Source organism: Kribbella sp. NPDC104218, assembly GCF_055584105.1.
The window spans coordinates 487180-510863 of record NZ_JBVJMQ010000004.1 but is presented as its reverse complement, the minus strand read 5'-3'; the positions used below and the strand labels follow the sequence as shown (position 1 = coordinate 510863).

Annotated in this window: 23 protein-coding genes; 13 read left to right on the top strand and 10 right to left on the bottom strand. The window is 70.5% G+C overall.

The genetic code is table 11. From position 1 onward, the window contains the following. Window positions 1–136: 136 nt before the first annotated feature. The gene (locus ACZ6ZD_RS33350) at window positions 137–1504 is read left to right on the top strand and encodes an FAD-binding oxidoreductase (protein ID WP_465678165.1); all 1368 of its coding nucleotides are present in this window, start codon (window positions 137–139) and stop codon (window positions 1502–1504) included. On the opposite strand, the gene ACZ6ZD_RS33345 is transcribed toward ACZ6ZD_RS33350, so the two are convergent. Next, entirely contained in the window at window positions 1501–1881 is a 381-nt protein-coding gene (locus ACZ6ZD_RS33345) for a DUF5997 family protein (RefSeq protein WP_465678163.1), read from the bottom strand. The genes ACZ6ZD_RS33350 and ACZ6ZD_RS33345 overlap by 4 nt on opposite strands. Window positions 1882–1921: 40 nt before the next feature. Here ACZ6ZD_RS33345 and ACZ6ZD_RS33340 point away from each other — a divergent pair, with 40 nt between their 5' ends. Beyond that, window positions 1922–2632, top strand: coding sequence for a LysR substrate-binding domain-containing protein (locus ACZ6ZD_RS33340; RefSeq protein ID WP_465678161.1), 711 nt, complete (start codon window positions 1922–1924; stop codon window positions 2630–2632). 70 nt (window positions 2633–2702) lie between these two features. Further along, window positions 2703–3212, top strand: coding sequence for a VOC family protein (locus ACZ6ZD_RS33335; protein ID WP_465678159.1), 510 nt, complete (start codon window positions 2703–2705; stop codon window positions 3210–3212). Here the strand turns inward: ACZ6ZD_RS33335 and ACZ6ZD_RS33330 are convergent. Beyond that, entirely contained in the window at window positions 3204–5156 is a 1953-nt protein-coding gene (locus tag ACZ6ZD_RS33330) for a GMC oxidoreductase (RefSeq protein ID WP_465678158.1), read from the bottom strand. The two genes, ACZ6ZD_RS33335 and ACZ6ZD_RS33330, sit on opposite strands and share 9 nt — an antisense overlap. A 56-nt stretch (window positions 5157–5212) precedes the next feature. Between ACZ6ZD_RS33330 and ACZ6ZD_RS33325 the strand changes: the two genes are divergently transcribed. After that, entirely contained in the window at window positions 5213–6292 is a 1080-nt protein-coding gene (locus ACZ6ZD_RS33325; protein WP_465678156.1) for an aldo/keto reductase, read from the top strand. On the opposite strand, the gene ACZ6ZD_RS33320 is transcribed toward ACZ6ZD_RS33325, so the two are convergent. Next, complete coding sequence (locus tag ACZ6ZD_RS33320; RefSeq protein ID WP_465678154.1) at window positions 6279–6869, bottom strand: TetR/AcrR family transcriptional regulator; 591 nt, start codon at window positions 6867–6869, stop codon at window positions 6279–6281. The two genes, ACZ6ZD_RS33325 and ACZ6ZD_RS33320, sit on opposite strands and share 14 nt — an antisense overlap. A 94-nt stretch (window positions 6870–6963) precedes the next feature. Here ACZ6ZD_RS33320 and ACZ6ZD_RS33315 point away from each other — a divergent pair, with 94 nt between their 5' ends. From ACZ6ZD_RS33315 to ACZ6ZD_RS33300, 4 genes are all read left to right on the top strand, one after another. Further along, the gene (locus ACZ6ZD_RS33315) at window positions 6964–8178 is read left to right on the top strand and encodes a helix-turn-helix domain-containing protein (RefSeq protein ID WP_465678152.1); all 1215 of its coding nucleotides are present in this window, start codon (window positions 6964–6966) and stop codon (window positions 8176–8178) included. Window positions 8179–8240: 62 nt separating this feature from the next. Then, on the top strand, window positions 8241–9467 hold the full coding sequence (locus ACZ6ZD_RS33310) for a DegT/DnrJ/EryC1/StrS family aminotransferase (protein WP_465678150.1): 1227 nt from the start codon (window positions 8241–8243) through the stop codon (window positions 9465–9467). Then, complete coding sequence (locus ACZ6ZD_RS33305; RefSeq protein WP_465678148.1) at window positions 9467–10189, top strand: amidohydrolase family protein; 723 nt, start codon at window positions 9467–9469, stop codon at window positions 10187–10189. The genes ACZ6ZD_RS33310 and ACZ6ZD_RS33305 overlap by 1 nt, the downstream gene beginning before the upstream one ends. Then, window positions 10189–10911 carry an amidohydrolase family protein gene (locus ACZ6ZD_RS33300; RefSeq protein WP_465678146.1) on the top strand — a complete coding sequence of 241 codons (723 nt, stop codon included), beginning with the start codon at window positions 10189–10191 and terminating at the stop codon, window positions 10909–10911. The genes ACZ6ZD_RS33305 and ACZ6ZD_RS33300 overlap by 1 nt, the downstream gene beginning before the upstream one ends. A gap of 105 nt (window positions 10912–11016) precedes the next feature. Here the strand turns inward: ACZ6ZD_RS33300 and ACZ6ZD_RS33295 are convergent, their stop codons facing one another. Genes ACZ6ZD_RS33295 through ACZ6ZD_RS33280 form a run of 4 tightly spaced genes read right to left on the bottom strand, consistent with a single transcriptional unit; the run spans window position 11017 to window position 13616 of the window. Further along, a complete protein-coding gene (locus ACZ6ZD_RS33295; RefSeq protein ID WP_465678144.1) occupies window positions 11017–11541 on the bottom strand; it encodes a GNAT family N-acetyltransferase in 525 nt (174 codons plus the stop codon). A gap of 9 nt (window positions 11542–11550) precedes the next feature. Next, entirely contained in the window at window positions 11551–11847 is a 297-nt protein-coding gene (locus tag ACZ6ZD_RS33290) for a hypothetical protein (protein ID WP_465678142.1), read from the bottom strand. A gap of 30 nt (window positions 11848–11877) precedes the next feature. Beyond that, window positions 11878–12663, bottom strand: coding sequence for a CPBP family intramembrane glutamic endopeptidase (locus tag ACZ6ZD_RS33285; RefSeq protein WP_465678140.1), 786 nt, complete (start codon window positions 12661–12663; stop codon window positions 11878–11880). Then, entirely contained in the window at window positions 12660–13616 is a 957-nt protein-coding gene (locus ACZ6ZD_RS33280; RefSeq protein ID WP_465678138.1) for an ArsR/SmtB family transcription factor, read from the bottom strand. The genes ACZ6ZD_RS33285 and ACZ6ZD_RS33280 overlap by 4 nt, the downstream gene beginning before the upstream one ends. 62 nt (window positions 13617–13678) lie before the next feature. Here ACZ6ZD_RS33280 and ACZ6ZD_RS33275 point away from each other — a divergent pair, with 62 nt between their 5' ends. Genes ACZ6ZD_RS33275 through ACZ6ZD_RS33265 form a run of 3 tightly spaced genes read left to right on the top strand, consistent with a single transcriptional unit; the run spans window position 13679 to window position 16393 of the window. Further along, window positions 13679–14869, top strand: a complete 1191-nt coding sequence (locus ACZ6ZD_RS33275; protein ID WP_465678136.1) for an MFS transporter — start codon at window positions 13679–13681, stop codon at window positions 14867–14869. 25 nt (window positions 14870–14894) lie between these two features. Further along, window positions 14895–15737: an ABC transporter ATP-binding protein gene (locus tag ACZ6ZD_RS33270; RefSeq protein WP_465678134.1), complete on the top strand. Its 843-nt coding sequence runs from the start codon at window positions 14895–14897 to the stop codon at window positions 15735–15737. After that, entirely contained in the window at window positions 15734–16393 is a 660-nt protein-coding gene (locus ACZ6ZD_RS33265; protein ID WP_465678132.1) for a hypothetical protein, read from the top strand. Before ACZ6ZD_RS33270 ends, ACZ6ZD_RS33265 begins: the two co-directional genes overlap by 4 nt. Here the strand turns inward: ACZ6ZD_RS33265 and ACZ6ZD_RS33260 are convergent, their stop codons facing one another. The 3 genes from ACZ6ZD_RS33260 to ACZ6ZD_RS33250 form a co-directional block, all read right to left on the bottom strand. Next, complete coding sequence (locus ACZ6ZD_RS33260; RefSeq protein WP_465678130.1) at window positions 16394–17221, bottom strand: carbohydrate ABC transporter permease; 828 nt, start codon at window positions 17219–17221, stop codon at window positions 16394–16396. After that, a complete protein-coding gene (locus ACZ6ZD_RS33255) occupies window positions 17221–18063 on the bottom strand; it encodes a carbohydrate ABC transporter permease (protein WP_465678128.1) in 843 nt (280 codons plus the stop codon). The genes ACZ6ZD_RS33260 and ACZ6ZD_RS33255 overlap by 1 nt, the downstream gene beginning before the upstream one ends. Before the next feature lie 694 nt (window positions 18064–18757). Beyond that, window positions 18758–20074 (bottom strand): ABC transporter substrate-binding protein, encoded by a 1317-nt coding sequence (locus ACZ6ZD_RS33250; protein ID WP_465678126.1) that lies wholly within the window; start codon window positions 20072–20074, stop codon window positions 18758–18760. 195 nt (window positions 20075–20269) lie between these two features. On the opposite strand from ACZ6ZD_RS33250, the gene ACZ6ZD_RS33245 reads away from it, so the two are divergent. After that, on the top strand, window positions 20270–21298 hold the full coding sequence (locus tag ACZ6ZD_RS33245; protein WP_465678124.1) for a LacI family DNA-binding transcriptional regulator: 1029 nt from the start codon (window positions 20270–20272) through the stop codon (window positions 21296–21298). A gap of 115 nt (window positions 21299–21413) precedes the next feature. After that, window positions 21414–23684 (top strand): HelD family protein, encoded by a 2271-nt coding sequence (locus ACZ6ZD_RS33240; protein ID WP_465678122.1) that lies wholly within the window; start codon window positions 21414–21416, stop codon window positions 23682–23684.

Sequence of the window (23684 nt, the reverse complement as noted above, 5' to 3'; positions counted from 1 at the left end):
ATGCGTGTAGCGGCCCGGCCCTTGTGAGACACAAGTTTTGGCCGGGCCGCTCGCACAGACTTTCAGGACGAAGCTATTACCGTCGAGTCGGGGTCGCCTTTCGGTGCGTCGCGACCCGCGGACGAGAGGGGAAGAAATGCCGCAGAACAGTGCCCTGACCGGGGAATTGCAGCGCAGCGTAACCGGCCCGATCCTGCAGCCGACGGATGAGGGGTTCACCGCCGAGCTGGCCGGGTTCAAGACCAACATCGAACACCGGCCGGACGTCGTCGCCGGTCTGGCCTCGGCCGCGGACGCCGCCGCCGTGGTCGAGATCGCCAACCGCACCGGTACGCCGATCCACGTGCTGGCGACCGGTCACGGGCTGCCCGCGCCGGTCACCGAGGGCATCGTCGTCACCACTTCGCGCCTCACCGGCCTGACGATCGACCCAGCCACGAAGATTGCTCACATCGAGGCGGGCTGTCGCTGGGGCGAGGTCGTGGCCGCCGCGGCCGAGCACGGGCTCGCACCGGTCGCCGGCGCTTCCGGGACGGTCGGGTGCGTCGGGCTGCTGCTCGGCGGCGGGCTCGGCCCGCTGGCGCGCACCTACGGCTTCGCCTCGGACTGGGTGCGCGGGTTCGAGGTCGTCACCGGCGCCGGCGAGGTCGTGACCGCCAACGCCACCGAGCATTCCGACCTCTTCTGGGCGCTTCGCGGCGGCAAGGGCGGTTTCGGCATCGTCACCGCGGTGGACGTCGAGCTGGTCGAGCTGACCACCTTCTACGGCGGCTCGGTCTTCTTCGACGCCCCCGAGATCGAGCCGGTGTTGCGCGCCTGGCTGGAGTGGACGAATTCGTTGCCGGAGGCAGCGACCACGTCGGCCGTCGTCCTCCGCCTGCCGCCGTTGGAGTTCATCCCGCCGCCGCTGCGCGGTAAGACCGTGCTGAGCGTGCGGTTCGCCTACGTCGGCGACTCCCCCGCCGGAGCGGAGCTGTTCGCACCGATCCGGGCCGCCGGGACGGCGCTGATCGACATGGTCGGCGAGATGGCCGCGAAGGACATCGCGACCATCCACAACGACCCGACCGAGCCGGGCCTGTCCTGGGATCGCGGCCTCCTGCTCGATCAGCTCGACAGCGGTTTCGCCGACGCGTTCCTGGGTGCGGTCGGGCCGGCCCAGCAGGTCCCGCTGATCGCGGTCGAGATCCGGCACCTGGGCGGTGCGACCAGCCGCGACGTCCCCGAGGGCAGCGCGGTCGGTGGGCGCGGCGGCGCCTACTCGTTGTTCATGGTCGGCGTACCGGATCCGAGCCTGTTCGAGACCGTCCTCCCGGCGGTGGCCGGTCAGGTGCTCGGCGCCGTCCAGCCGTGGACGTCGGCCGAGAACACGGTCAACCTGGCCGACGGATTCGCCGTCCCGGGCTCGTGGGAGGCCTGCTGGCCGGCCGAAACGCGGGCCCGGCTGGCCGAGGTGCGCTCGGCGTACGACCCGCGCCGGCTGTTCCCGTACGGGCCCGCTTAGGAGCGGCGGGCCGGCTTCGGGCTCTCCTTGAGCCGCGCGGCCTCGCGACGGACCTCGGCCTGGGTGGCGCGTTCACGCTCCAGCCAGTCGGGGTCCTCGGCGCGGATCGCCTCGATGTCCTCGGTGGTCAGCGCCTCGGTGATCCCGGCGCGGGCCAGGCCGCTGATCGACACCCCGAGCCGGGCCGCGACGACCGACCGCGGGTGCGGGCCGTTCTTCCGCAGCTCCTGCAGCCACTCGGGCGGATCGTTCTGCAGGGTGGTCAACTCGTCGCGCGAGACGACGCCGTCCTGGAACTCGGCCGGCGTCGCCGGCAGGTAGATGTCCAGTTTCTTCGCCGCTGTCGCGGGCTTCATCGTCTGCGAGGTCTTGCTCATGAGGGCCAGCCTATCCGGATCCGACCGGTAGCCTGACCGCGTGACCTCCTCCTTCCGGCTCGGCTACGTCCCCGGCGTCACTCCCGCCAAGTGGGCCCGCGTCTGGGCGGAGCGGCTGCCGCGCACTCCCCTGGAGCTGATCCAGGTCCCCGCGGCGGACGGCGTCGGCCTGCTGCACTCGTCGGCCGCGGACGCCGTCCTGGTCCGGCTGCCCATCGACCGCACCGGCCTGCACGCCATCCCGCTGTACGTCGAGCAGACGGTCGTCGTGGTGCCGAAGGATCACGTGATCACCGCCGTCGAGGAGGCCACGCTCGACGACCTCGCCGACGAGCTGGTGCTGCACGCGGCGGACGACGTCCTCCCGTGGGAGTCGGCGCTACCGGGCCGGGTCGTCGCCGAACGCCCGGCCAGCACGGCCGATGCGATCGCTTTGGTTGCCATGGGCACCGGTCTGCTGATCGTCCCGCAGTCGCTGGCCCGGCTGCACCACCGCAAGGACCTCACCTACCGGCCGCTGCGCGACGCCCCGGCGTCCCAGGTCGCGCTGGCCTGGCCGGAGGGCGATCCCACCCCGCTGATGGAGGAGTTCATCGGCATCGTCCGCGGCCGGACGGCCAACAGCACCCGCGGCGCCACCCCCAAGGCCGAACCGAAGAAGGCCGCCAAACCCGCCCCGAAGAAGCGCGACGCCCAGCAGCCGAGCCAGCGCCGGCAGCCGAGCGCCCGCCGCGGCCGCCCGCGCCGCTGACCGACCCCGCCCTGGTATTCAGTTTAGTGTTCAACTACTATGGTGAACACCTACTGACGAGGGGTGTGGAATGGCGATCTTCCGGTTGAACCATGCGGTCCTGTACGTGCGCGACGTGGCCGCGAGCGTGGCCTTCTACCGCGACGTACTCGGCTTCGGCTACACCGAGACCGGTGACGCGTTCCCGGGCGCGGCCTTCCTGCGCGCGCCGGGCTCGACGAACGACCACGACCTCGGGCTGTTCCAGCTCGGCGACCAGGCCGGCCCGTCCGGCGCGGGGAAGACGACGGTCGGCCTCTACCACCTCGCCTGGGAGGTCGACACCCTCGGCGACCTGGCCGACCTCGCCGCCGGCCTCCAAGCCGCGGGCGCCCTGGTCGGCTCCTCCGACCACGGCACCACCAAATCCCTGTACGGCAAGGATCCTGACGGCCTCGAGTTCGAGATCGTCTGGATCATCCCCGCCGACCGCCTGACCGACGCCGACCGCGAACACGCCGGCGTCACCCGCCTCGACCTGGACGCCGAACTCGCCAAGTACGGCCCCGAAGCCAAGAGCGGCGTCGGCATCTCACGCTGAAACCAAGTGTTCGGCGATGCGGAGTGAACCGGCCAGGACGGTCAGCACCGGGTTCACTCCGCCGTTGGTGACATGCACGGAGGCGTCGGCGATCCAGACGTTGTCGTGCCCCCAGACCCGCCCGTAGGGGTCGACGACCGAACGAGCGGCGTCGTCCCCCATCCGGCAGGTGCCCGCTTGATGCTGACCGGTGCTCGCGCGCGCCGTCGTACCGACCGAGCCGAGCGCCGTCCGCACAGCGCCCGCTTCGGTCAACCATTCCTGCGCCTTCGCGGACATGAAGGCATGCGCCCGCACGTCCTCGGGATGAATCGACCCGCTGATCGCCACCACCGGGCTCCCGTACCGATCCAGCACCCGCGGCTCAACCCGCACCCGCGAGTCCGCTGATGTCACCTCCTGAATCGGTCCGACGACGCGCAGCATCCGGCGACTCTCCCGCCGCATCGCCGCCAGGCCAGCCGCACCGGCGCGCGGGATCAGCCCGGCACCGGTCAGATAGTCGTACGTCGCGGCCGGCGTCGGCACGAACTCGTTGGCCAGCATCCCGCCACCGACGATCCCGGCGTTCCCATGCCGAAAGTCGCAGGTCGCGATCGACACCCCCGGACCGAGCAGGTCAGCCACCTCCTCGTCGAACAGCCCGACCGCACCGGCGTACACATGCGCCTGCAGATACCGCCCGACCTGATCCCGGTTGTTCCCCACCCCGTCGGGCTCACCCGCATGCGCGCTGTTCAGCAGCAACCGCGGCGTCTCGGACGCACCCGCCGCGACCACCACCTCCGCACACGAGATCGCCCGCCGCCGCAGCTGCGTGTCCACGACCGCGACCCCAACCACCCGACCGGACGACGACGTCACCAACCGCGACGCCGTCGTACCGGTCACCAACGTGCACCGACCGGTCGCCAGCGCCGCCGGGAGCGCGGTGTTGTGCGTCCCGGACTTCGCCTCGACCGGGCAAGCGAACCCGACGCACTGCCCACACCGCACGCACCCCGCCCGGCCCTGGTACTCGACCGAGTTGATCAGCAGCGGGACGTCGAGCGTCCCCCACCCGAGCCGATCCGCCGCGGCAGCCAACCGATCGGCGGGCCCGGTCCGCGGCAGCGGCGGCATCGGCAACGCCCGCGGCTCATGCCAAGGGTCGACCCCGCCGCCACTCACCCCGAACCGCTGCTCGGCCAGCGCGTAGTACGGCGCCAGCTCGTCGTACGAGATCGGCCAGTCCGCCAACCCGCTCCCCTCCGGGACGCCGTACGTCGTCGCCATCCGGAAGTCGTGCGGAACGAACCGCCACGCCTGAGCCCCGTACACCCGCGTCCCGCCGCCGACCGTGAACGCGTTGTTCCCCCACTCCCCATCCGGCGGCAGCGGGTACGACGTCACCCCGTCGACCACCGCGACGCGCGGCCGCCCCGCCGGATCCGGGTCCGTGTACGCCGGGAGCCCCGCCACCGACCGCGGATTCCGCAGGTGATCCCGCGCGAGCACCGACGTCGCCGGATACGACCCCATTTCCACCACCAGCACCGACCGCCCGGACTCGGCCAGCACCTGAGCCGCCGCTCCCCCACCGGCGCCGGAGCCGATCACCACCACGTCGTACCGATCCGCGAGCGACTCCCACGGCGTGACGGCCAGCGGCGTCGTCACCTCCGACCAGGACCCACCGGCATCGGCTCGCCAACCGACCGACGCCCAGACGGCCGGGTCCGCGTAATGCCCCTGCGCGATGAGCCGGATCAACCACGCCGCATCCGGATCGGCGAGCAATCCGTCCAGCTCCCCGTCGACGGCCAGCGCCCGCTCGAACCGGGGCAACCAGTCCGGCCGATCCTCGGTCAGCACCCGCTCCACGAACGCGACGACGTCCGATCCCGGGACCGCCAGCTCCGCCAGTCGGGCGAGCGCTACCCGCTGCGTCGTACTCAGCACCACGCTGCCTCCCGAGCTTTGTACTTGCCGGTCCATTTTTCCCGAGCAACCCTGACGTCATGGCACTCGACAACTATTACCTCCTCGGCCGCTCCGGGCTCCGGGTCAGCCGCCTCGCGCTCGGCACGATGAACTTCGGCACCGGCGGCCTGCACGCACCCTACGGCCGCACCCCCGAGCAGGCCGCGGCCATTTTCGACGCGTACGTCGAGGCCGGCGGCAACTTCATCGACACCGCCGACTTCTACACCGCGGGCGAGAGCGAGCAGATCCTCGGCAAACTCGTCGACGGCCGCCGCGACCGGCTCGTCCTGACCAGCAAGTTCACCAACAGCGTCGACCCCGGCGACCCGAACGCGGGCGGCAACGGCCGCAAGCACATGATCCGCGCGGTCGAAGACTCGCTGCGCCGCCTCGGCACCGACTACCTCGACCTGTTCCTCCTGCACACCTGGGACCGGATCACCCCGATCGAGGAGGTCCTGCGCACCTTCGACGACCTCACCCAGGCCGGCAAGATCCGGTACGCCGGACTGTCCGACGTACCGGCCTGGTACGCCGCCCGCGCACAGACCCTCGGCTCCGTGCCGATGGTCAGCCTGCAGCTGCCGTACTCCCTGGCCGAGCGGACGATCGAGACCGAACACGTCCCGATGGCCCAGGAGCTCGGCCTCGGCATCACCGCCTGGAGCCCGCTCGCGAGCGGCTTCCTGACCGGCAAGTACCAGCGGGACGACGCCAGCGGCGTCACCGGCAACGGGCGGCTCACCGGCGAAGGATCCCCGGCGCGCGACTGGAGCGACCGGCACTGGGACTTGCTGGACGTCGTCCGGTCGGTCGCCGATGAGCTCGGCGTGACGGCAGCTCAGGTCGCGGTGAACTGGGTCGCGACTCAACCCGGGATCGCGTCGGCGATCGTCGGCGCAAGCTCACCCGAGCAGCTCACGACGACGATGGCGGCCCTCGACTTCGAGCTGCCGGCCGAGCTGCGGGCCCGGCTCGACACGGCGAGCGCCGTCCCGCCGGAGTCGGTGTACCGGATGTTCACTCCGGAGTACCAGAGCTGGCTGGTCAACGCCGGGGCGAAGGTCGGCGACAAGCCGGCCGGCTACCGGCCGCCGGTGCTCAACTGGGTCTGACCCGCAGGTAGTCCAGGCAGAGATCGAGGGCGTGTTCGAGATGCTCCGAGGAGCCCGACGACATCAGGATCGCGACCCCGCCCTGGATCGCGGCCATCAGCGCCGCGGCCGCGTGCGCCGGCTCGACGTCCGCCCGGATGTCACCGCTCGCCTGCATGTCCTCGATCCCGGCCTGGACGCGCTGCTGCCACTGCGTGAGCAGTTTGGCCGTCACCGCCTGCGCGGCCGGAGTGTGCCGCCCGAGCTCGGTGATCAGTACGCCGAGCGGGCAGTTCACCCCCTGGCGGCGGTACTTCTCGACCAGGACGTCGCGCCACTCACCCCAGGCCTCCCAAGTGGTCAGCGCGGTGAGCTGCGGCTCCTGGTCCTCGATGACGCGTTCGGCCTCCCGCTCGGCGACCGCGAGCAGCAGTTGCTCCTTGCCGTCGGGGAAGTAGTGGAACAGCTGGCTCTTCCCGGTCTTGCTCCGGCGCCCGACGTCGTCCAGGGTGACCGCGCCGATCCCCCGCTCCCGGATCTCGGCGGCCGCCGCCGCGACGATCCGGCCCCGCGTCGCCATCCCCTTCGCCGTCAGCACGGGTCAAATGTACTGCTTGGTCCACTTGTCGCGCGGCGCGGGTTGTTGCGGCGCACCGGCGTTGTGGTGAGACTGAGCCGGTGAAGGGCATCCGATGGTGACGACGATCGGGGTGGTCGGGCCGTCGGACCTGGTCACCTCAACCTGCAGGATCATCGGATCCCAGCGCGGCATCGAGGTGCTGCCGCTGAAGTACCGGCGGGAGACCGAGACGCCGCGGGTGCTGGCCGAGGCGCCGCCGACCGTCGACGCCTGGCTGTTCACCGGCGTCGTCCCCTACCAGATCGCCGCGGCCGCCAACCTGCTCGACCGGCCGGCCACCCACGTCGAGTACACCGGCGCCACGCTGCTGCGGGTCCTGCTCGAGCTGCTGCGCGACGGCCAGGACATCACCTCGATGAGTATCGACGTCCTCGACGAGGCCCAGGTGCTCGAGACGCTGGTCGAGGCCGGCCTGCCGACCGACGGCATCAGCGTGTTCCCGTACCGCCCCGGTCTGAGCTCGGACGACGTCCTCGCGTTCCACCGCGAGGCCGGAGCGACGATCGCCGTCACCTGCCTGCGGTCGGCGTACGACAAGCTGCGCCGTGAGCGCACGGCGGTCCGGCTCGGTCCGTCGATCCACTCGGTCCGCTCCGCGCTGAACGGCCTGCTGCTCGTCCACGACGCGCTGCGCAGCGACGACGCGCAGATCGCGCTCGGCCTGGTCGAGATCGCGGCCGACGCCGAGGACGCGCTGCGCCGCGAGGCCGGCTCGCTCGGGAGCAGCGTCGTCCGGTACGACGACAAGCGGTTCCTCGTGGTCGGGACGCGCGGGCCGCTGGAGCAGGCGACCGCGGAGTTCACCGAGCTGGGCATGCTGACCCGGCTGAAGGAGCAGTTCGGCCCGGTCCGGATCGGCTTCGGCGTCGGCGGCTCCGGGATCGAGACCGAGGTGCTGGCCCGGCGCGCGCTCGGCCGCGCCAAGACCGCTGGCCGGTCCGCGGCCGTCGTGTCGCTGCGCAACGACATCGACCTGATCCTGGTCGGCGGCGCGACCCCGCGGGCGCAGCAGCGCTCGAAGCTGCAGCTGCTGGCCCAGCGCGCCGGCCTGTCCAAGGGGACGCTGGAGCGGCTGCAGGAGCTGGTCCACGCCCCCAACGGCGACGGCCTGACGACGCGGACCGTTGCCGACCACCTCGGCATCCAGCCGCGGACGGCGCGCCGGGTGCTGAACCGCCTGGAGCGCGCCGGCCTGGCCGATGCCACCGGCACCCAGATCGGCACCGGCAGCGGCCGGCCGCTGGTCGTCTATCGCGTGCACCTGTGATCAGGTAGGGTCGCCCCGCAGTCCTTTACAGCCATGACCGTAATTCGGTTGCGGGAGGCATCGTGGACGAGCTCGCGGTGAACGGCGGGGCCCCAGTACGGACCGCTCCCCTGCCGTCGGTGTTCAACGCGACCGGCCGGCGCTTCGGCGGCGACGAGGTCAAGGCGGCCGAGCGGGTGCTGCGCAGCGGCATGCTGTCCTCGACCTGGGGCGCCGAGGTGCGCGCGCTCGAGCAGGAGTTCGCTGCGCTGACCGGCGCGGCGTACGCCGTCGGCTGCAGCTCCGGGACGGCGGCGCTGCACCTGGCCGTCGCCGCGGTCGACCCGGAGCCGGGCGACGAGATCATCACGACGCCGATCAGCGACATGGGCACGATCTTCCCGATCCTGATGCAGAACGCCGTCCCCGTCTTCGCCGATGTCGATCCGCTGACCGGGAACCTCGATCCCGCCGCCGTCGCCGCGGCGATCACCCCGCGGACCAAGGCCGTCCTGGCTGTCCACCTCTTCGGCAAACCGGCCCCGATCCGGGAGCTGCGGGCGCTCTGCGACCAGCACGGGCTGCGCCTGATCGAGGACTGCGCGCAGGCCTACCTCGCGCCGGTCGGCGACGTGCACGCCGGGCGCGTCGGCGACATCGGCTGCTTCAGCCTGCAGCAGACCAAACACATCAGCGCCGGGGACGGCGGTCTCGTGATCACCGACGATCCGGCGCTGGCCCGGCGGATGCGGTTGTTCGCCGACAAGGGCTGGCCGCGCGACACCAACGAGCGTACGTACCTGTTCCTCGCGCTGAACTACCGGATGACCGAGCTGGTCGGCGCGGTCACCCGCGCTCAGCTGACGCGGTTGGCCGGGGTCGTCGCGGATCGGCGTACCGGCGCGGCTCGGCTGACGGCCGCCCTGGGCGAGCTGCCCGGCGTCCGCACGCCGCTCGACGACGGCGACCACGTGTACTGGATGTATCCGCTCATCCTCGACCCGGCCGTGGCCGGCGACCTGCATCAGTGGGGTGCCGCGCTGACCGCCGAGGGCGTCCCAGCGAACCCGGGCTACCTGACCGGGCCGTTGTACGCCGCGCCCGCCGTCCGGGAACACCTGACGTACGGGCGGTCGGGGTTCCCGCTGCAGGGGGTGGAGTATCCGCCGGGGCTGTGCCCGATCGCCGAAGAGCTGATCGACCGGCGGCTGCTCGTCCTGAACTGGAACGAGAACTACACCCCGGAGGACGTGGACGATATCGTCACCGCGATCCGCAAGGTGCACTCCGCATTCGCCCAGGAGACCTGATGACCGACGCGCCCCCGCTGCTCGACTGCGACATCCTGGTCGGGCACGACGTGACGACCGGCCGCTGGAGCCGGCCCGAGCAGGTCCGCGAGGTGTTCACCGCCACCGGCATCACCGGCGGCGTCGTCGCCTCGCTGCGGGCGGTGCACTTCGACGTCCCGTCCGGGAACGCCGAGGCCGCTGATGTTGCTCTGGGCAACGGATGGACCAGCTGCCCGGTGCTCGACCTGCGCGATCCGCTCGGCGCCGAGAAGGAGCTGGAGCGGTTGCTCGCGGCGCCGGACCGACCGGCCGCGATCCGGCTGGCCCCAGCCGCGCAGGCAGTCGATCCGCGCTATCCGGCGTTCGGGCACGTGGTTCGGCTCGTGGTCGCGGCCGGGCTGCCGCTGTTCGTCGAGGGCGACGTCCGGGTGATCGGGCCGGAGCTGCGCGGCCTCGGCGCGCGGGTCCTGTTCCTGGACACGCACTTCTACTACCTGGGCGACTTCGTACTGCTGGCCCGCGCCGAGCCCGGTTTCCACACCTCGACCCGGATGCTCACCGGGCCGGACTCGCTGGAGATCGTCGCGGCCGAGGTCGGCGCGGAGCGGCTGGTCTTCGGCTGCCGCACACCGTTCCACGAGACGCACTCGGTCCGGCGGCGGCTGCTCAGCTCGAAACTGTCCGCGGCCGAGATCGCGCAGGCGGGCAGCCAGTCCCTGACCAAGCTCCTGGAGCCGTGATGCTGATCGACGTCCACGCCCACTGGGGCCCGTGGTTCTTCTCGATGGAGGTCGGGCCGATCGCGGTCAACTCCGAGCTGCTCGACCGGTTCGGCATCGACCTGCAGCTGGTCTCGTCGATCGAGGCGATCGTGTACGACGCGCCCGCGGGCAACCGCGCGCTCGCCGAACAGCTCGGCGCCGACGACCGGCTGCGCGGCATGGTCGTGGTCGACCCGCGCCGCCTGGCCGAGGCGCGCGCCGACCTGACCCGACTGGCCGGCGACGACCGCTGGGTCGGCGCCAAGATCCACTCCGAATACAGCCGGACGCCGATCGCCGCCCCGGCCATGCAGGCCGCGATCGAGCTGACCACCGAGTTCGGCCTGCCGACCCTCGTCCACACCTGGGGCGACACCGTCCTCGACCTGGCTGACGTCGCCGCCCGCGTCCCCGGCGCGCGCGTCCTGGCCGGTCACATGGGCGCTGCGGGCTGGCCGCTCGTCCCCGAGGCCGCCGACCGCTCCGACCGGATCTGGTTCGAGCCGTGCTGGTCGGCCCCCGAGGCCGGCCGGATCCGCTGGATCCTCGACCGGATCGGCCCCGGCCGCCTGATGTTCGGGACCGACGCCACCCTGATCGACCCCTCGGTCGCCCTCGGCGCGCTGGAAGCTGCCGACCTCACAGCTGTCGAGGCCGAGGCCGTGCGGTGGAAGAACGCGGTGGAGCTGTTCGGTTTGTAGGGCGGACCGCCACCACCCACCAACTCCTCCGCGCGGCCCGCGGCCGCGCTCAGCGCCGCCTGCGGGGCCACTACTCCGCATAGTTGGTGAGTGGTGCAGATCCGCCTACTGCGGCGCCAGGAAGACGACGATGTCGGTTTCGGCGCCCTTGACCGGCGGCTCGATCCAGCCGACGCGGCGGTAGAAGGCGATCGTGTCGGCCGCGTGGTCGGCGGTCAGCAGCCAAGCCCGGGGACGGTCGGCGATCGCGGTCGCGAGTAGGCGGCGACCCAGGCCCGTCCCCCGCGCCGACTGCAGGACGCCGAGCTCATCGATCTCGAACGCGCCGACCAGGTGCTCCTCGACCTGCTCCGCGCCGAGCCGCTCCAGGACGGCGCCGTACGCGCGATCGGTCCGGAACGGCGCGGGCGTCGTCCACCCGGTCACGAATCCGGCGATCCGGCCCTCGGCGTCCCGCTCGATCCAGGCCTGGAAACCGCGCCGCTGCACATCGCCTTCGAGCCGCTGCCGGAAGGCGGCGCGCAGCTGATCGGGATCGCGGTGGCCCCACGGCGGCGCGGTGAAAACCTCGACGTACGCCTCGGTCAGCTCGGCCGCGATCTCGATCAGGTTGCCCGCATAGGTCTGCACGCGGGCAGATTAATCGGCGATCGGGTGCACCGGGCCGGCCGAAATGGTCTCCAGCTCGTCGCGGAACTGCGGGAGCATCCAGCGCAGCGGCTGGTCGAGGACGCGGGCGATGGTGGACTCGTCGACCTTGAGCAGGCCGGCGATCCGGGTGAGCGCGTCCGGTTCGTCGGTCGCGGCGTAGAGCAGATGGACGACTTCGTGCCGGTGCGCGAAGACGGCCAGGGCCGCGGACGCCAGGCCGGCGTCGATCGTGGGCGGGTCGCTGGTCTCGATGATGATTTCCCCGTTGACAGTCACGTCAGACACAACCTGACCAAACATCGATCGGTTACGTGCTCAGCCCGGTAACCAGCCGACCTTTCCGATCAGATAGGTCGCGCCGACCAGCGCGACGATGTCGATTACCGTGTGCGCGACCACCAGCGGCATCACCCGGCCCCAGCGCCGGTACAGGTAACAGAAAATGACCCCCATGATCACGTTGCCGGCGAAGCCGCCGACGCCCTGGTAGAGGTGGTACGAGCCGCGCACCAGCGCGCTCGTGACCGTGCTCCGGCCGACCGACCAGCCCAGCTGATCCAGCCGCCGGTTCAGGTAGGCGAGCACGATCACTTCCTCGAGGACGGCGTTTTGCACCGCGACCGCGACCAGAATCGGGATGCGCCACCAATGGTCCGGCAGCTGCGCCGGGTCCACGCTCAGGTTCATCCCGGAGGCGTAAGCCAGCAAGTAGAACCCGAGCCCCGCGCCGCCGATCACCGCCGCGACCGCCGTCCCCCGGCCCAGATCGCGCAGGCGGTCGCGCAGATCGAAGCCGAGCGTGCGCAGCGACTCGCCGCCGCGTTTGAGCAGGTGACCGACCAGTACGACCGGCACCAATGCGGTCAGCACCGCAAAGATCTGCCAGGCGAGGTCGAGCCACGGCCGCCCCGGCGCCCGGGATCCGACGATGACCGCCGTCTGCCCGCTGATCGCCTTCTCCGCCGTCAGCACACCCGCGAACGAGATCAGCGCCGCGACTCCGGAGGCCCCCAGCGACAGCGCCAGCACCAACCACACTTCTCGGCTCAGCACCCCGCGGGGCGCCACCTGCGCCTCCGGCTCGCGCACCGCTTCCGTCATACGCCCACTATCCCTCGCGACACCCGCCCACCGGTGTCGGACTGCCAGTAGAGGACCGAACGGCCGGACCGGCGGCGTTCGAGCAGCCCGGCGGCGGTGAGCACCCGCAGGTGGTCCGAAACCGTGGCCAGCGCCAGCCCGGTGGCAGCGACCAGCGCGCTGGTGCTGACCGGTTCTGCGGCTGCAGTGAGGATGCGAGCCCGGTTGCGGCCGAGCAGGTCGACCAGCGGCTCGGCCGGTACGTCGGTGCTCGCGAAGATCCCCGTCACCGGGTAGGTGAGCGCGAAGCGGTCCGGCAGCCGCCAGCTGACGTTCACGCGCTGGGTGTGGGCGGCGATGAACATCAGGTCCTGCCCACGGACGTCGGTGATCGGGAAGTCGGAGCTGTTCACCTGGATCCGGCCGTCGCCGATCCAGCGCACGTCCGGCCCGAGACCACTCAGGACTCCGGCCCAGCCTTGCTCACTCAGCTTCGCCGTCCGGGAGACGACGTCCGCCTGCAGTACTCGCCGCCGGCGCGGCCAGTCGGGCTCGACGGTATGCGTCCAGACCCAGGTGAGCAGTTCGCCGACGCTGGCCGCGAGACCGTCGGTTTCGAGCAGGAGCGGCGGCAACGGCGTCCGGACGACGGTCAGGTCGGCGCGGATCCGGTCGTCGTCCAGGCAGGTCAGCTGGCTGAGCTCGGCGGCGAAGGCGAGGTTCGGTTCGAGGGGCGGCTGGGTGAGGAAGTCGGCGGTCCAGCGGCGTCCGAAAGCGCTCTCCAGTACCGCTGCCCAGATCGGCTCGGCCGCGAGCCGCTCCTCGAACGCGCCGACATGCTGGTCTTTCCAGCGTCGGAACCACGGGTCGACCGGCTGCAGCAGCAGCTTCAGCGCCGACACGGTCTCGGTGACTTGCGACAGGCCGAACCGCGCTCGGGCGAGGGTGTCGGCGTCGACGAGGAACTCGGACAATTGGTTTCGCCTCCAGCCGAAACTCTAGGCCGTCGCGGGCGCACCGGTGAAGGTTTTCCGCTATGAGTCTCCGCAGTGCTCCCGCCGCCACCTACGGGCAGATCTTCGCCAACTCCGAGTTCCGCAGCCTATGGCTCGGGAACGCGCTCGGGAACGCGTCCGCGACCATGACCAGCCTGACGCTCGCCCTGATCGTGAACGCCGCGACCGGCTCGGCGCTCCTGACGGCGCTGGTGATGTTCGGCCCGTCGCTGGCGCAGGTGCTCGGTGTCTCGACGCTGATGTCAGCTGCCGACACGGCGCGACCACGGCCGCTCCTGATCGCGTTGGCGATCCTCTCGACTGTTGCCGTTGGCATCCAAGCTGCGGTCGAACTGTCGGCCGGGGCGCGGCTGATCCTCGCCCTCACGGTCGCCTACGGCTTGTCGATCGGAGCCGGCGTCCGCTGGGGATTGCTGAACGACGTCGTCCATCCGGATCAGTTCGTCCTCGGCCGCTCCGCGATGAACCTGTCGGTCGGCGCGATGCAGATCGCCGGGTTCGGGCTGGCGGGACTGTTGCTGCAGGCAATGAGTCCGTCGACGGTGCTCTGGCTGGCGACCGGCTGCTCGGCCCTGGTGATCCCGGTGATCCGGTTCGGCCTACGGAACCGCGCACCTCGCCGGGTCGCGCGGACCAGCCTGGCCGAGACCTGGCGCGGCAACCGCCGCCTGCTCGCCCAGACCAACACCCGGCCGCTGCTCCTCGCCCTGACCATCCCCAACGGCCTCGTCGTCGGCTGCGAAGCCCTCTTCGTCCCGTACGCCGGTGCCGACGCAGGCTGGCTCCTCGCCGCCGCAGCCGCTGGCATGCTCACCGGCGACCTGGTCGTCGGTCGCTTCCTCAACCGTTCCCAGCGCCAAGCCGCCAGCCACTGGCTGCGCCTCCTCCTGGCGCTGCCCTTCACAGCCTTCGTCTTCGACCTACCGCTGGCAGTCCTCGCGCTCTTGGTCGCCATCGGCTGCTCCGGCTACTCGGCATCCCTCGTCCAGCAGGAGGTACTCGTTGAACTGACACCGCATTCACAACGCGGCCAGGTCCTCGGCGTCGAGTCTGCCCTCCGCACGACCACCTTCGGAATCACCGCCATCCTGGCCGGCACCCTCGCCGACCTGACCTCCCCCGCCCCCGCCATCGCCACCTTCGCCGTTGCCTCGTTGATCGCCTCGCTCATCCTCACCCGCCCGCTCCGCCGGGTCATGTCGCCGGGGTGATCCCGCCGACGGCTAGGGTCGCCGCATGGCGGTAGTGAGGCTCGCGAACATCTCGAAACGCTATGGACGCCGAGAAGTTCTGCGCGACGTCGACCTGGCAGTCGAGGCCGGTGAGCTGGTCGCCCTGATCGGGACGAACGGCTCCGGGAAGTCAACCGTGCTGAAGCTGATGGTCGGCCTGTCACGGCCGACGTCCGGTGCGGTCGAGCGAACCGCCAGGGTCGTCAGCTACGTGCCCGATGTCTTCACGTCCCACGATCGGTTGTCGGCTTCGGCGTACCTGCGGCACCTGGGCCGCATCCGCGGGCTCGACCCGAGAACGGCCAGAGAGCGCTCCACGGCGTTACTCGAGCGACTCGCGCTGACCGGTGGCGCGGACACCCCGATGCGCAAACTCTCCAAAGGCAACGCCCAAAAGGTCGCCCTGGCCCAAGCCCTCCTCACCCCGCCCCAACTCCTCGTCCTCGACGAACCCTGGGCCGGCCTCGACACCACCGCTCACCAAACCCTCCGCACCCTCCTCACCGAAACCGCCGCCGCCGGCGCCGCCGTCATCTTCACCGAGCACTCGCCCGAAACCGTCCGCACCACCGCCACCAGAACCTGCCACCTCAACCACTCAACCCTCCACCCCACCCCCGACGTCCCCGATCTGGCCGGCGGGTCGGCCAGGCGGGTGATGACCGAGATCGTGCTGGCGTCCGGGCCGGAGCTGGATTGGTCGACGCATCCGGGGGTGCTCGGGTCGCGACGGACCGGCGAGGGGGTCTGCGTGACGGTGCTCAACGGGGAGCACGATGCGTTCCTGCTGTTCGCGCTCTCTCAGGGTTTCTCGATCGTCTCGGTACGCCAGGTGAACGCCCAGTGAGCGCTCTCTACCGATTTCTCCTGCTCAGCGTCCTGCTCTCCCAGCGCTACCTCCCACCCACCCTGATCTTCCTGGCCGCGCTCGCCGTCGGGACGACGTCCGACAACGGCCCGCTACAGGCGGCGTACGCGTTCTGCGTGCTCGCCATGCTGATCTGCACGACCTGGCTGACCGTCGCGATCGTCAACCACGAGGACCCGACCCAGCGCCGGATCCTCCTCGTCACGATCGGCAGTTCGGCGAGAGCGCTCTCTGTGACGCTCGCCGTGGTGCTCACCTGGTGCCTCCCGCTGGTGCTCATCGGCGTCACCTACCCGCTCATCACCGGCGATCACGTCGTCACCGCCGGCATCCTCGCCATCGGCGTCACCGCCCACCTGACCGCCGCGTTCGTCGGGATCGCGATCGGTCTGCTCTGCTCCCGGCTGGTGATCCCGCGGATCGGCGTCGCGATGCTGGCGGCGTCCGCAGCGATCCTGGCCGTCCTGCTGCTGCGCTGGATCTCGCCGATCCGCGCGCTGATGAGCGTGCTCTCCGACGGAGAGCGCTCCCCCGCCGAGAGCGCCGTACCGCTCACGCTGCTGGCCCTGCTCGGCGCCGCGATCCTGGCCGCCGGGCTGTTCGTCACCCGAGCCGTTGCCGACCGCAAGGAATGATCAGCGGCTGAAGCCGGCGGTGAGTCCGCTGAGAAGCTGGCGGCGGCCGACGGCGTACAGGATGACGATCGGGAGCGTGGTGAGCACGACGGAGGCGAGGACGGCGGGGACGTTCACGCTGTACTGACCCTGGAAGGTCCACAGCGCCAGCGGGAGCGTGCGCTGGGTGGGGCTCTGGGTCAGGATCAGCGGCAGCAGGAAGCCGTTCCAGACGCCGAGGCCGTTGTAGATGGCAACTGTCACCAGCGCCGGCCGGGTCAACGGGAGGGCGAGCGTGCGCAGCATGCCCCACTCGGTCGCGCCGTCGACGCGCATCGACTCGAAGAGCTCCTTCGGCACGTCCCGGATGAAGTTCGTCAGGACGAGCACCGAGAGCGGGATCGCGAAGGCGATCGACGGCAGGATGATCGCGAGCAGACTGTCGTACAGCCGCATCCGGATGATCAGCAGGTAGACCGGGATGATCGTCGCCTGCAACGGGATCGCCAGGCCCATCAGGAACAACCCGTTCACCCCGGCGAGGAACCGGCTGCCGGCGCCGCGGACGATCGCGTACGCCGCCATGAACGCGATCGTCACCGCGGGGACGATCGTGCCGGCCGTGACGATCACGCTGTTCACGAAGTACCGCGGGAAATCCGACTGGATGACGAGCTGGTAGTTGGTCAGCGTCGGCTCGGTCGGCAGGGCGAGCGGGTTCTGGCTGAAGTACGCCGTCTGGTCCTTGAAGCTGGTGACGACGATCCAGTACAGCGGGACCATCACGATGATCAGCCACAGCCAGCCGGCCGATCCGCCCAGCCAGTTGAGCCGCAGGATCCTGCGCATCAGGCTCCCTCCTGCTGACTGGCCGTCGTACTGCCGCCGAGACGGCGCAGCAGCAGCGCCAGCGCGAGACCGAGCAGCACCAGCAGGACGGCGATCACACTCGCCGGGCCCATCAGATTCGCCTGGAAGCCGCGTTTGTACATGTCCAGCGCGAGCACCCGGGTCGCGTCACCGGGCCCGCCCGCGGTCAGGACGAAGATCAGGTCGAAGAAGGTCAGTGAGCCGACGACCATCAGCGTCGACGACGTGATGATCGTGTACTTCAGCTGCGGGACCGTGATGCTGAAGAATTGCCGCACCCGACCGGCGCCGTCGATCGCCGCCGCCTCGTACATCGACGTCGGGATCTGCCGGACGCCGCCCTGGTAGATCAGCGAGTGGAACGGGATGAACTGCCACGACACCACGAAGATCACCACCCCCAGCGCGAGCCCGCCCCGCCCCAGCCAGTCCTGGGTCAGGAACCCGACCCCCAACCCCGCCCCGAGCCCGAAGTTCGGATCCAGCAACGCCTTGTACGTGATCGCGATCGCCGCCGAACTCAGCAGCAACGGCACGAAGTACAACACCGCCAGCAAACCCCGATACCGCTGCCGCCCCGCCAGAAACGTCCCGATCAGCAAACTCACCGGCGTCTGCACCACCCACGACAACCCCATCACCGCGAACGTCACCCCCACCGCATGCGGCAACCCCGGATCCCGCAACACCGCCCCCCAGTTCGCAAACCCCGCCGGCCGCATCGCCCCCAACCCGTCCCACTGCACAAAACTCAGCACAACCACACCCACCAACGGCACCACCCCGAACACCACAAAAATCCCCAACGCAGGCAACACCATCCACCCCACCGCCCCACTACTCCCCGCCGCGCTCCCACCAGCCACTACAACCCGGCGTCCAGCCGCTCGGCCAGCCCCGCCCGCCCGAACCCGACCAGCCACCCTCGTCACCACTCCCCCGCCCCTAAACCCCCACCCCCGCCAAACACCAACCAACCCAACCGCATGAAACGACGCCGAGCAGTCCGCCGGCCCAAGCCACCCGCCGCCAACGCCGCCGCTCCCCCGCGACCACGCCACGAACACGGCCCGGACGAGCCGGCGCAGCGCGCCGCCGCGCACAGGCTGTGCTGGCCAAGCCCACGGAAGTCGCGCGGGTCCGAGCGCGGCTGGCGAACGGCCCGTCTGCCCGGGCCACCCGCGCGGAGCTGCCGGAAGCCGGCCGCCGACGGCGCCGACCCTCCGCGGAAGCACCACGAGCGCGACGCGCGCGAGCAAGCGGTCTGAAGGCGGGCGCATGGTGCCGCAGCGCCCGGAGCGTGACGATGGGGGCCGCGGACCACGTGTTGGGTTGGGGTGAGGGGGCGGGCGGCCCGTCGGCCTGGGCCGCCCGCCGGGTGGGGCCGGAGGGCGGCTGCCGCCCGCGGCCGGCCTCCGGGGGTTGTGGTCGCCTGCGGGCGGCACGTGGCGGGTGCGGTCGCGGGCAGGCGGGCTTCGGCAGTTGTTGCTGGGGGCAACTGGTTGATAGGGGGTTTCACTTGCCGATCACCGCGTTCATGGCGGCGGCGAATTGTTGGGGGGAGACGGAGAGCTGGAAGAGTTTGGCGATGTTGTCGAGGAGGGCTTCGGCCTGGGCGGGGCTGAGGGCCTGGTCCCAGGACTGGGCGAAGTTCTTGGCGTTGGCGGAGGTGTTGTAGACGAAGTTGAGCCAGGCGGAGTCGTGCCGGTCGGTGATCGCGGCGAGTTTGTCCTTGGAGGACTTGGCGACGGAGATGTTGCCGGATTTGACCCACGCGTCGACGGAGGCGTCGTCCAGGGTGTTGTTGGCCAGGAACTTCTTGGCGGTCTCCTGGTCGGCGGCGCTCGCCTTGGCGGAGATCGAGAGGTACTGCCCGGGGTTGCCGACGGTGGCGGTCGGGTCGCCTTTGCCGCCGTCCACCGGCGGGAAGTTCATGTAGCCCAGGTGCCCGCCGGTGACGAAGTCCCCGCCGGCCGACTTCATGTTTCCGTAGGTCCAGGCGCCGTGCAGCATCATCGCGGCTTTGCCGGTGAACAGCAGCGCCTGATCGGCGTTCGAGTCGGCGGTGATCGAGGAGAAGCCCTTGATGAACCCGCCGGCCTTGATCAGCTTCTGGACCTCGTCCAGCGCCTTGATCGCCGACGGATCCGACCAGGCGTCCTTCCCGCCGTCGAAGATGTTCTGGAAGAGCGCCTCCCCGCCGATCCGGTCGAACAGGAACTCCAGCCACATCATGTTCGTCCACCGCGACTGCCCGCCGAGCGAGAACGGCGCGATCCCGGCGCCGTTGAACTTCGGCACCAGATCCAGCACGTCACCCCAGGACTGCGGCGGCTGCGCCCCGATCTTCTCGAACGCGCGTTTGTCGTAGAACAACACGATCGGCGTCGTCGTCTCCACCGGCATCGCGTAGATCTTCCCGCCGACCGTCGCCGCCCCGAACGCGGTCGGGATGATCGACTCCTTCAGCGCCGCGTTCTCGGTGAAGAAGCCGGTCAGGTCCGCCACCTGCCCGGCGTCCACGTAGCTCTTCAGCCCACCGCCGCCCCAGCCCCAGATCAGCGTCGGCCCTTGCCCCGCGCCGATCGCGGTCTTGATCTTCTGCTTGAACGCGTCGTTCTGGAACTCGGTGGTCGCCAGCTTCGCGCCCGCGTTCGCGTCGTTGAACCGCTTGACCTGATCGGCCCGGATCCCCTGCTGGGGCTGGCCGGTCAGGTACCAGTACGTCGCTCCGTCGCCCGCGCCGGCGGTGGTCTTCGGTCCGGAGGTCCCGCAGGCCGCGAGCGCACCGGCTCCGACCAGGCTCAGAAATGTCCGCCGGGATGTCGTCATGGGGTCCACAGTGATCTCCGTCTCCATGAAGGTGTTTCGTAACGTAGATTTCGGTGCTATCACTGTCAAGACGTCGGCAGATCTCAGTTGAACACTCCAGAAGCCTTACCCAGCAGCTCTTTCACCAGCGCGCCGGTTTGCCAAGAACCTCGAAAAGTTTCGATAATCAACCCACACCACGAAAGGAGGGGACCGATGCCACGTCCCCGGGGAGCGGTCACCCTGGCTACCGTCGCGACCACGGCCGGGGTCTCGATCGCCACTGTCTCGAAGGTTCTGAACGGCCGCAGCGACGTCTCCTCCAGCACCCGCGCCCGGGTCCAGGAGGTCCTCACCCAGCATGGGTACGTCGGCCGCCGTCCCGAGCCCGTCAGCCGCCCGACGGTCGAGCTCTTCTACCAGGGCTTCCTGAGCAGCTACTCCGTCGAGGTGATCCAGGGCGTCGTCGCCGCCGGTCAGGACGCCGGGGTGGACGTCGTCCTGAACGCGCACCCGCGGCACCCGAGCGGCCCGGCCGGTCGCGCGAGCCGCTGGATCCGCGAGCTGATCGCCGGCGGCCGCCGCGCCGCGATCGGGATCACCAGCGAGCTGACCGACGCCGACCTCGCCGCCCTGTCCCGGGCCCGGCTGCCCTTGGTAGTCATCGATCCGGCCAATATCCCCGAGCCCGACGTGACGAGTGTCGGCTCGACGAACTTCGCCGGCGGGATGGCCGCCGCCCAGCACCTGCTCGACCTCGGTCACCGCCGGATCGGCTACCTCGGCGGCCCGCCGACCTCGGGCTGCAACCAGGCCCGGATGAGCGGTTTCCGCAGCGCGATGGACGCCGCGGGCGCCGCCGTCCCCAAGCAGTACGTCCGGTTGAGCGAGTTCCTGTACGACGACGGCGTCGCCGGCGGCTCCGCGCTACTGGATCTCCCCGATCGCCCAACGGCGATCTTCGCCGGCAGCGACGAGGTGGCGCTCGGCGTACTGGAGGCAGCCCGGGCGCGCGGCCTGCGCGTCCCCGAGGACCTCAGCGTCGTCGGCTTCGACGACACCCAGGTCGCGCGCCTGGCCTCACCCCCGCTGACGACAGTCAAACAACCGCTGCGCGAGATGGGCGCCGTCGCCCTGCGAACAGCGCTACGCCTGGCGGCCGGCGAAACCGTCGACTCCCATCACGTCGAACTGGCCACCACGCTGATCGTCCGCGGCTCGGCCGCCGCAATTCCTTGCGAATAACCCGCGGGAACAGTTATCGTTGGGCGTTTCTGTCTGCATAAAAAAAGTTGCCCGCAAAGGAGCAACTAAGAACAGATTAGCAGACAATTCCAGCGATTTCAAGATCGGGGACGGCGTGACGGATCGGCTGCTGGCACAGGAGATCGGCGAAGAGCAGGAGCACGTGACGACGATGTACGAAAGGCTCGACGTACTGCGCGAAAGGGCGCGCGGTGCGCTCGATCGGATCCAGGGAGAAGCGACAGCCGGAAATCTGCAGGCGCACAGCGAACGTGAATCCTTCACCGACCATTTCTCCGGCCGCTTCCACCAGTTGTCCGCCGTCGAGCGCGGCCTGTGTTTCGGCCGGATCGACGAAGCCGGCGGCGAGCGGTTCCACATCGGCCGGATCGGGTTGTTCGACGAGGAGTACGACGCGCTGCTTGTCGACTGGCGGACGCCGCTCGCGCAGTCCTTCTACCGCGCGACTCCGGCCGCCCCGCTGGGCGTCACCCGGCGCCGGCACATCCGCCTGCACGGACGGACCGTGGTCGGCGTGGACGACGACGTTCTCGATCTGGACGCGCTGTGCGCCGCCGACCGCGGCACGCTGATCGGCGAGGCCGCTTTGCTGTCCTCGCTCGGCGCGAACCGGACCGGCCGGATGAACGAGATCGTCGCGACCATCCAGACCGAGCAGGACAAGATCATCCGCGCCGAGCTGCCGGGCGTGCTCGTCGTCCAGGGCGGCCCGGGCACCGGTAAGACAGTCGTCGCGTTGCACCGGGCGGCGTACCTGCTCTACACCCATCGCGACCAGCTCGCGCGGACGGGCGTCCTGGTCGTCGGCCCGAACCCGACTTTTCTGCGCTACATCGACCAAGTGCTCCCGTCCCTCGGGGAGACGGACGTCGTCCTGGCCACGGTCGGCGAGCTCTATCCCGGGATCGCGGCGGCCGCCCCGGAGTCCGCCGAAGCCACCCGCATCAAGGGCGACCTGGCGATGGCCGAGGTCATCGAGCGCGCCGTGCAAGGCTTCCAGCGCGTCCCCGAGGCGACGATCCGCTTCAGGGCCGACCAGCACGAGCTGGCGCTCCGGCCGAGCGCCGTCCGCAAGGCGAAGGAGAAGGCACTGGACGCCGACGAGCCGCACAATCCGGCCCGGCGGATCTTCGTCCGGCGCATCATCACCGTGCTGACCGATCAGATCGTCGACACGATCGGGCGCCAGTACGTCGGCGCCGAGGACATCGAGGATCTCCGCAAGGAGCTCACCGAGGACGACCGCGTCCAGGCCATCCTCGATCACCTCTGGCCGGAGCTCACCCCGCAACTGCTGGTCAGCGTCCTGCTCTCCTCCCCCGAGCGGCTCGCAGCGGCCGCCCCGCACCTGACGGACGCCGAGCGCGCGGCGATCCGGCGTCCGATCGACGCGCCGTGGACGCCGTCCGACGTACCGCTGCTGGACGAGGCGGCCGAGCTGATCGGCGAGCTGGACGCCGACGTCGCGGCTCGTCGTCAGCAGGCGGCCGCGGCGGCGGCCGAGTCGGCCGACACCTGGAAGTACGCGCGGGAGGTCGTGCAGGTCCAGCTGGAGTCCGAGAACGTGGTCGTGATGCCGTGGGAGATCGAGCAGTTCGCCGATCTCGTCCATCGCCGCACGGAGCTGATCGAGAAGCCGGTCACGGTTGCGGAGCGAGCGGCGTCGGATCGCGGCTGGGTCTTCGGCCATGTGATCGTCGACGAGGCGCAGGAACTGACCGCGATGGATTGGCGGCTGCTGATGCGCCGCTGCCCACGGCGTTCGATGACGCTGGTCGGCGATCTCGCCCAGACCGGGACGGACGCCGGCGTCCGGTCGTGGGCCGAGGTGCTCGACCGCTACGCGCCCCGGCGCTGGCGGGCCGCGGAGCTCAGCGTCAACTACCGCACGCCGACCGCGATCATGACCGTCGCGGCCGGCGTCCTGACCGCGATCGATCCGTTGCTCACGGCACCGACCTCGGTGCGCGCCGGGAGTCACGCACCCTGGCTGCGAAGCGTCCGGAGCGAGGACTTCACCGAAACGTTGCTCGCAGCAATCGAATCCGAGCGCGCGGCCGTCGGCGACGGCCGGATCGCCGTCATCGCGCCCGCCTCCCGGATCGCAGCGCTGGCCGCCGCACTGCCAACGGTTGCCAACAGCAATGACCCGGCGATCCTCGAGGCGCCCGTCGCCCTGCTGGATCCCTCTGCAGCCAAGGGCCTGGAGTTCGACGCCGTCCTGATCGCCGACCCGGCCGGCATCGTCGCCGAGTCCCCGCGGGGCCTGTCCGACCTGTACGTCGCGGTCACCCGGGCCACCCAGCGGCTCGGCGTACTGGCCGAGGGTGTGCTGCCGGACGCGCTGATCAGAGGCGCGGAGTGA

Bases quoted from the DNA above. Each gene is read 5' to 3' on its own strand.
- ACZ6ZD_RS33350 (WP_465678165.1), top strand. From the start codon at position 137: ATGCCGCAGAACAGTGCCCTGACCGGGGAATTGCAGCGCAGCGTAACC.
- ACZ6ZD_RS33345 (WP_465678163.1), bottom strand. From the start codon at position 1,881: ATGAGCAAGACCTCGCAGACGATGAAGCCCGCGACAGCGGCGAAGAAA.
- ACZ6ZD_RS33335 (WP_465678159.1), top strand. From the start codon at position 2,703: ATGGCGATCTTCCGGTTGAACCATGCGGTCCTGTACGTGCGCGACGTG.
- ACZ6ZD_RS33325 (WP_465678156.1), top strand. From the start codon at position 5,213: ATGGCACTCGACAACTATTACCTCCTCGGCCGCTCCGGGCTCCGGGTC.
- ACZ6ZD_RS33315 (WP_465678152.1), top strand. From the start codon at position 6,964: ATGGTGACGACGATCGGGGTGGTCGGGCCGTCGGACCTGGTCACCTCA.
- ACZ6ZD_RS33305 (WP_465678148.1), top strand. From the start codon at position 9,467: ATGACCGACGCGCCCCCGCTGCTCGACTGCGACATCCTGGTCGGGCAC.
- ACZ6ZD_RS33300 (WP_465678146.1), top strand. From the start codon at position 10,189: ATGCTGATCGACGTCCACGCCCACTGGGGCCCGTGGTTCTTCTCGATG.
- ACZ6ZD_RS33285 (WP_465678140.1), bottom strand. From the start codon at position 12,663: ATGACGGAAGCGGTGCGCGAGCCGGAGGCGCAGGTGGCGCCCCGCGGG.
- ACZ6ZD_RS33275 (WP_465678136.1), top strand. From the start codon at position 13,679: ATGAGTCTCCGCAGTGCTCCCGCCGCCACCTACGGGCAGATCTTCGCC.
- ACZ6ZD_RS33270 (WP_465678134.1), top strand. From the start codon at position 14,895: ATGGCGGTAGTGAGGCTCGCGAACATCTCGAAACGCTATGGACGCCGA.
- ACZ6ZD_RS33260 (WP_465678130.1), bottom strand. From the start codon at position 17,221: ATGCGCAGGATCCTGCGGCTCAACTGGCTGGGCGGATCGGCCGGCTGG.
- ACZ6ZD_RS33255 (WP_465678128.1), bottom strand. From the start codon at position 18,063: ATGGTGTTGCCTGCGTTGGGGATTTTTGTGGTGTTCGGGGTGGTGCCG.
- ACZ6ZD_RS33250 (WP_465678126.1), bottom strand. From the start codon at position 20,074: ATGACGACATCCCGGCGGACATTTCTGAGCCTGGTCGGAGCCGGTGCG.
- ACZ6ZD_RS33245 (WP_465678124.1), top strand. From the start codon at position 20,270: ATGCCACGTCCCCGGGGAGCGGTCACCCTGGCTACCGTCGCGACCACG.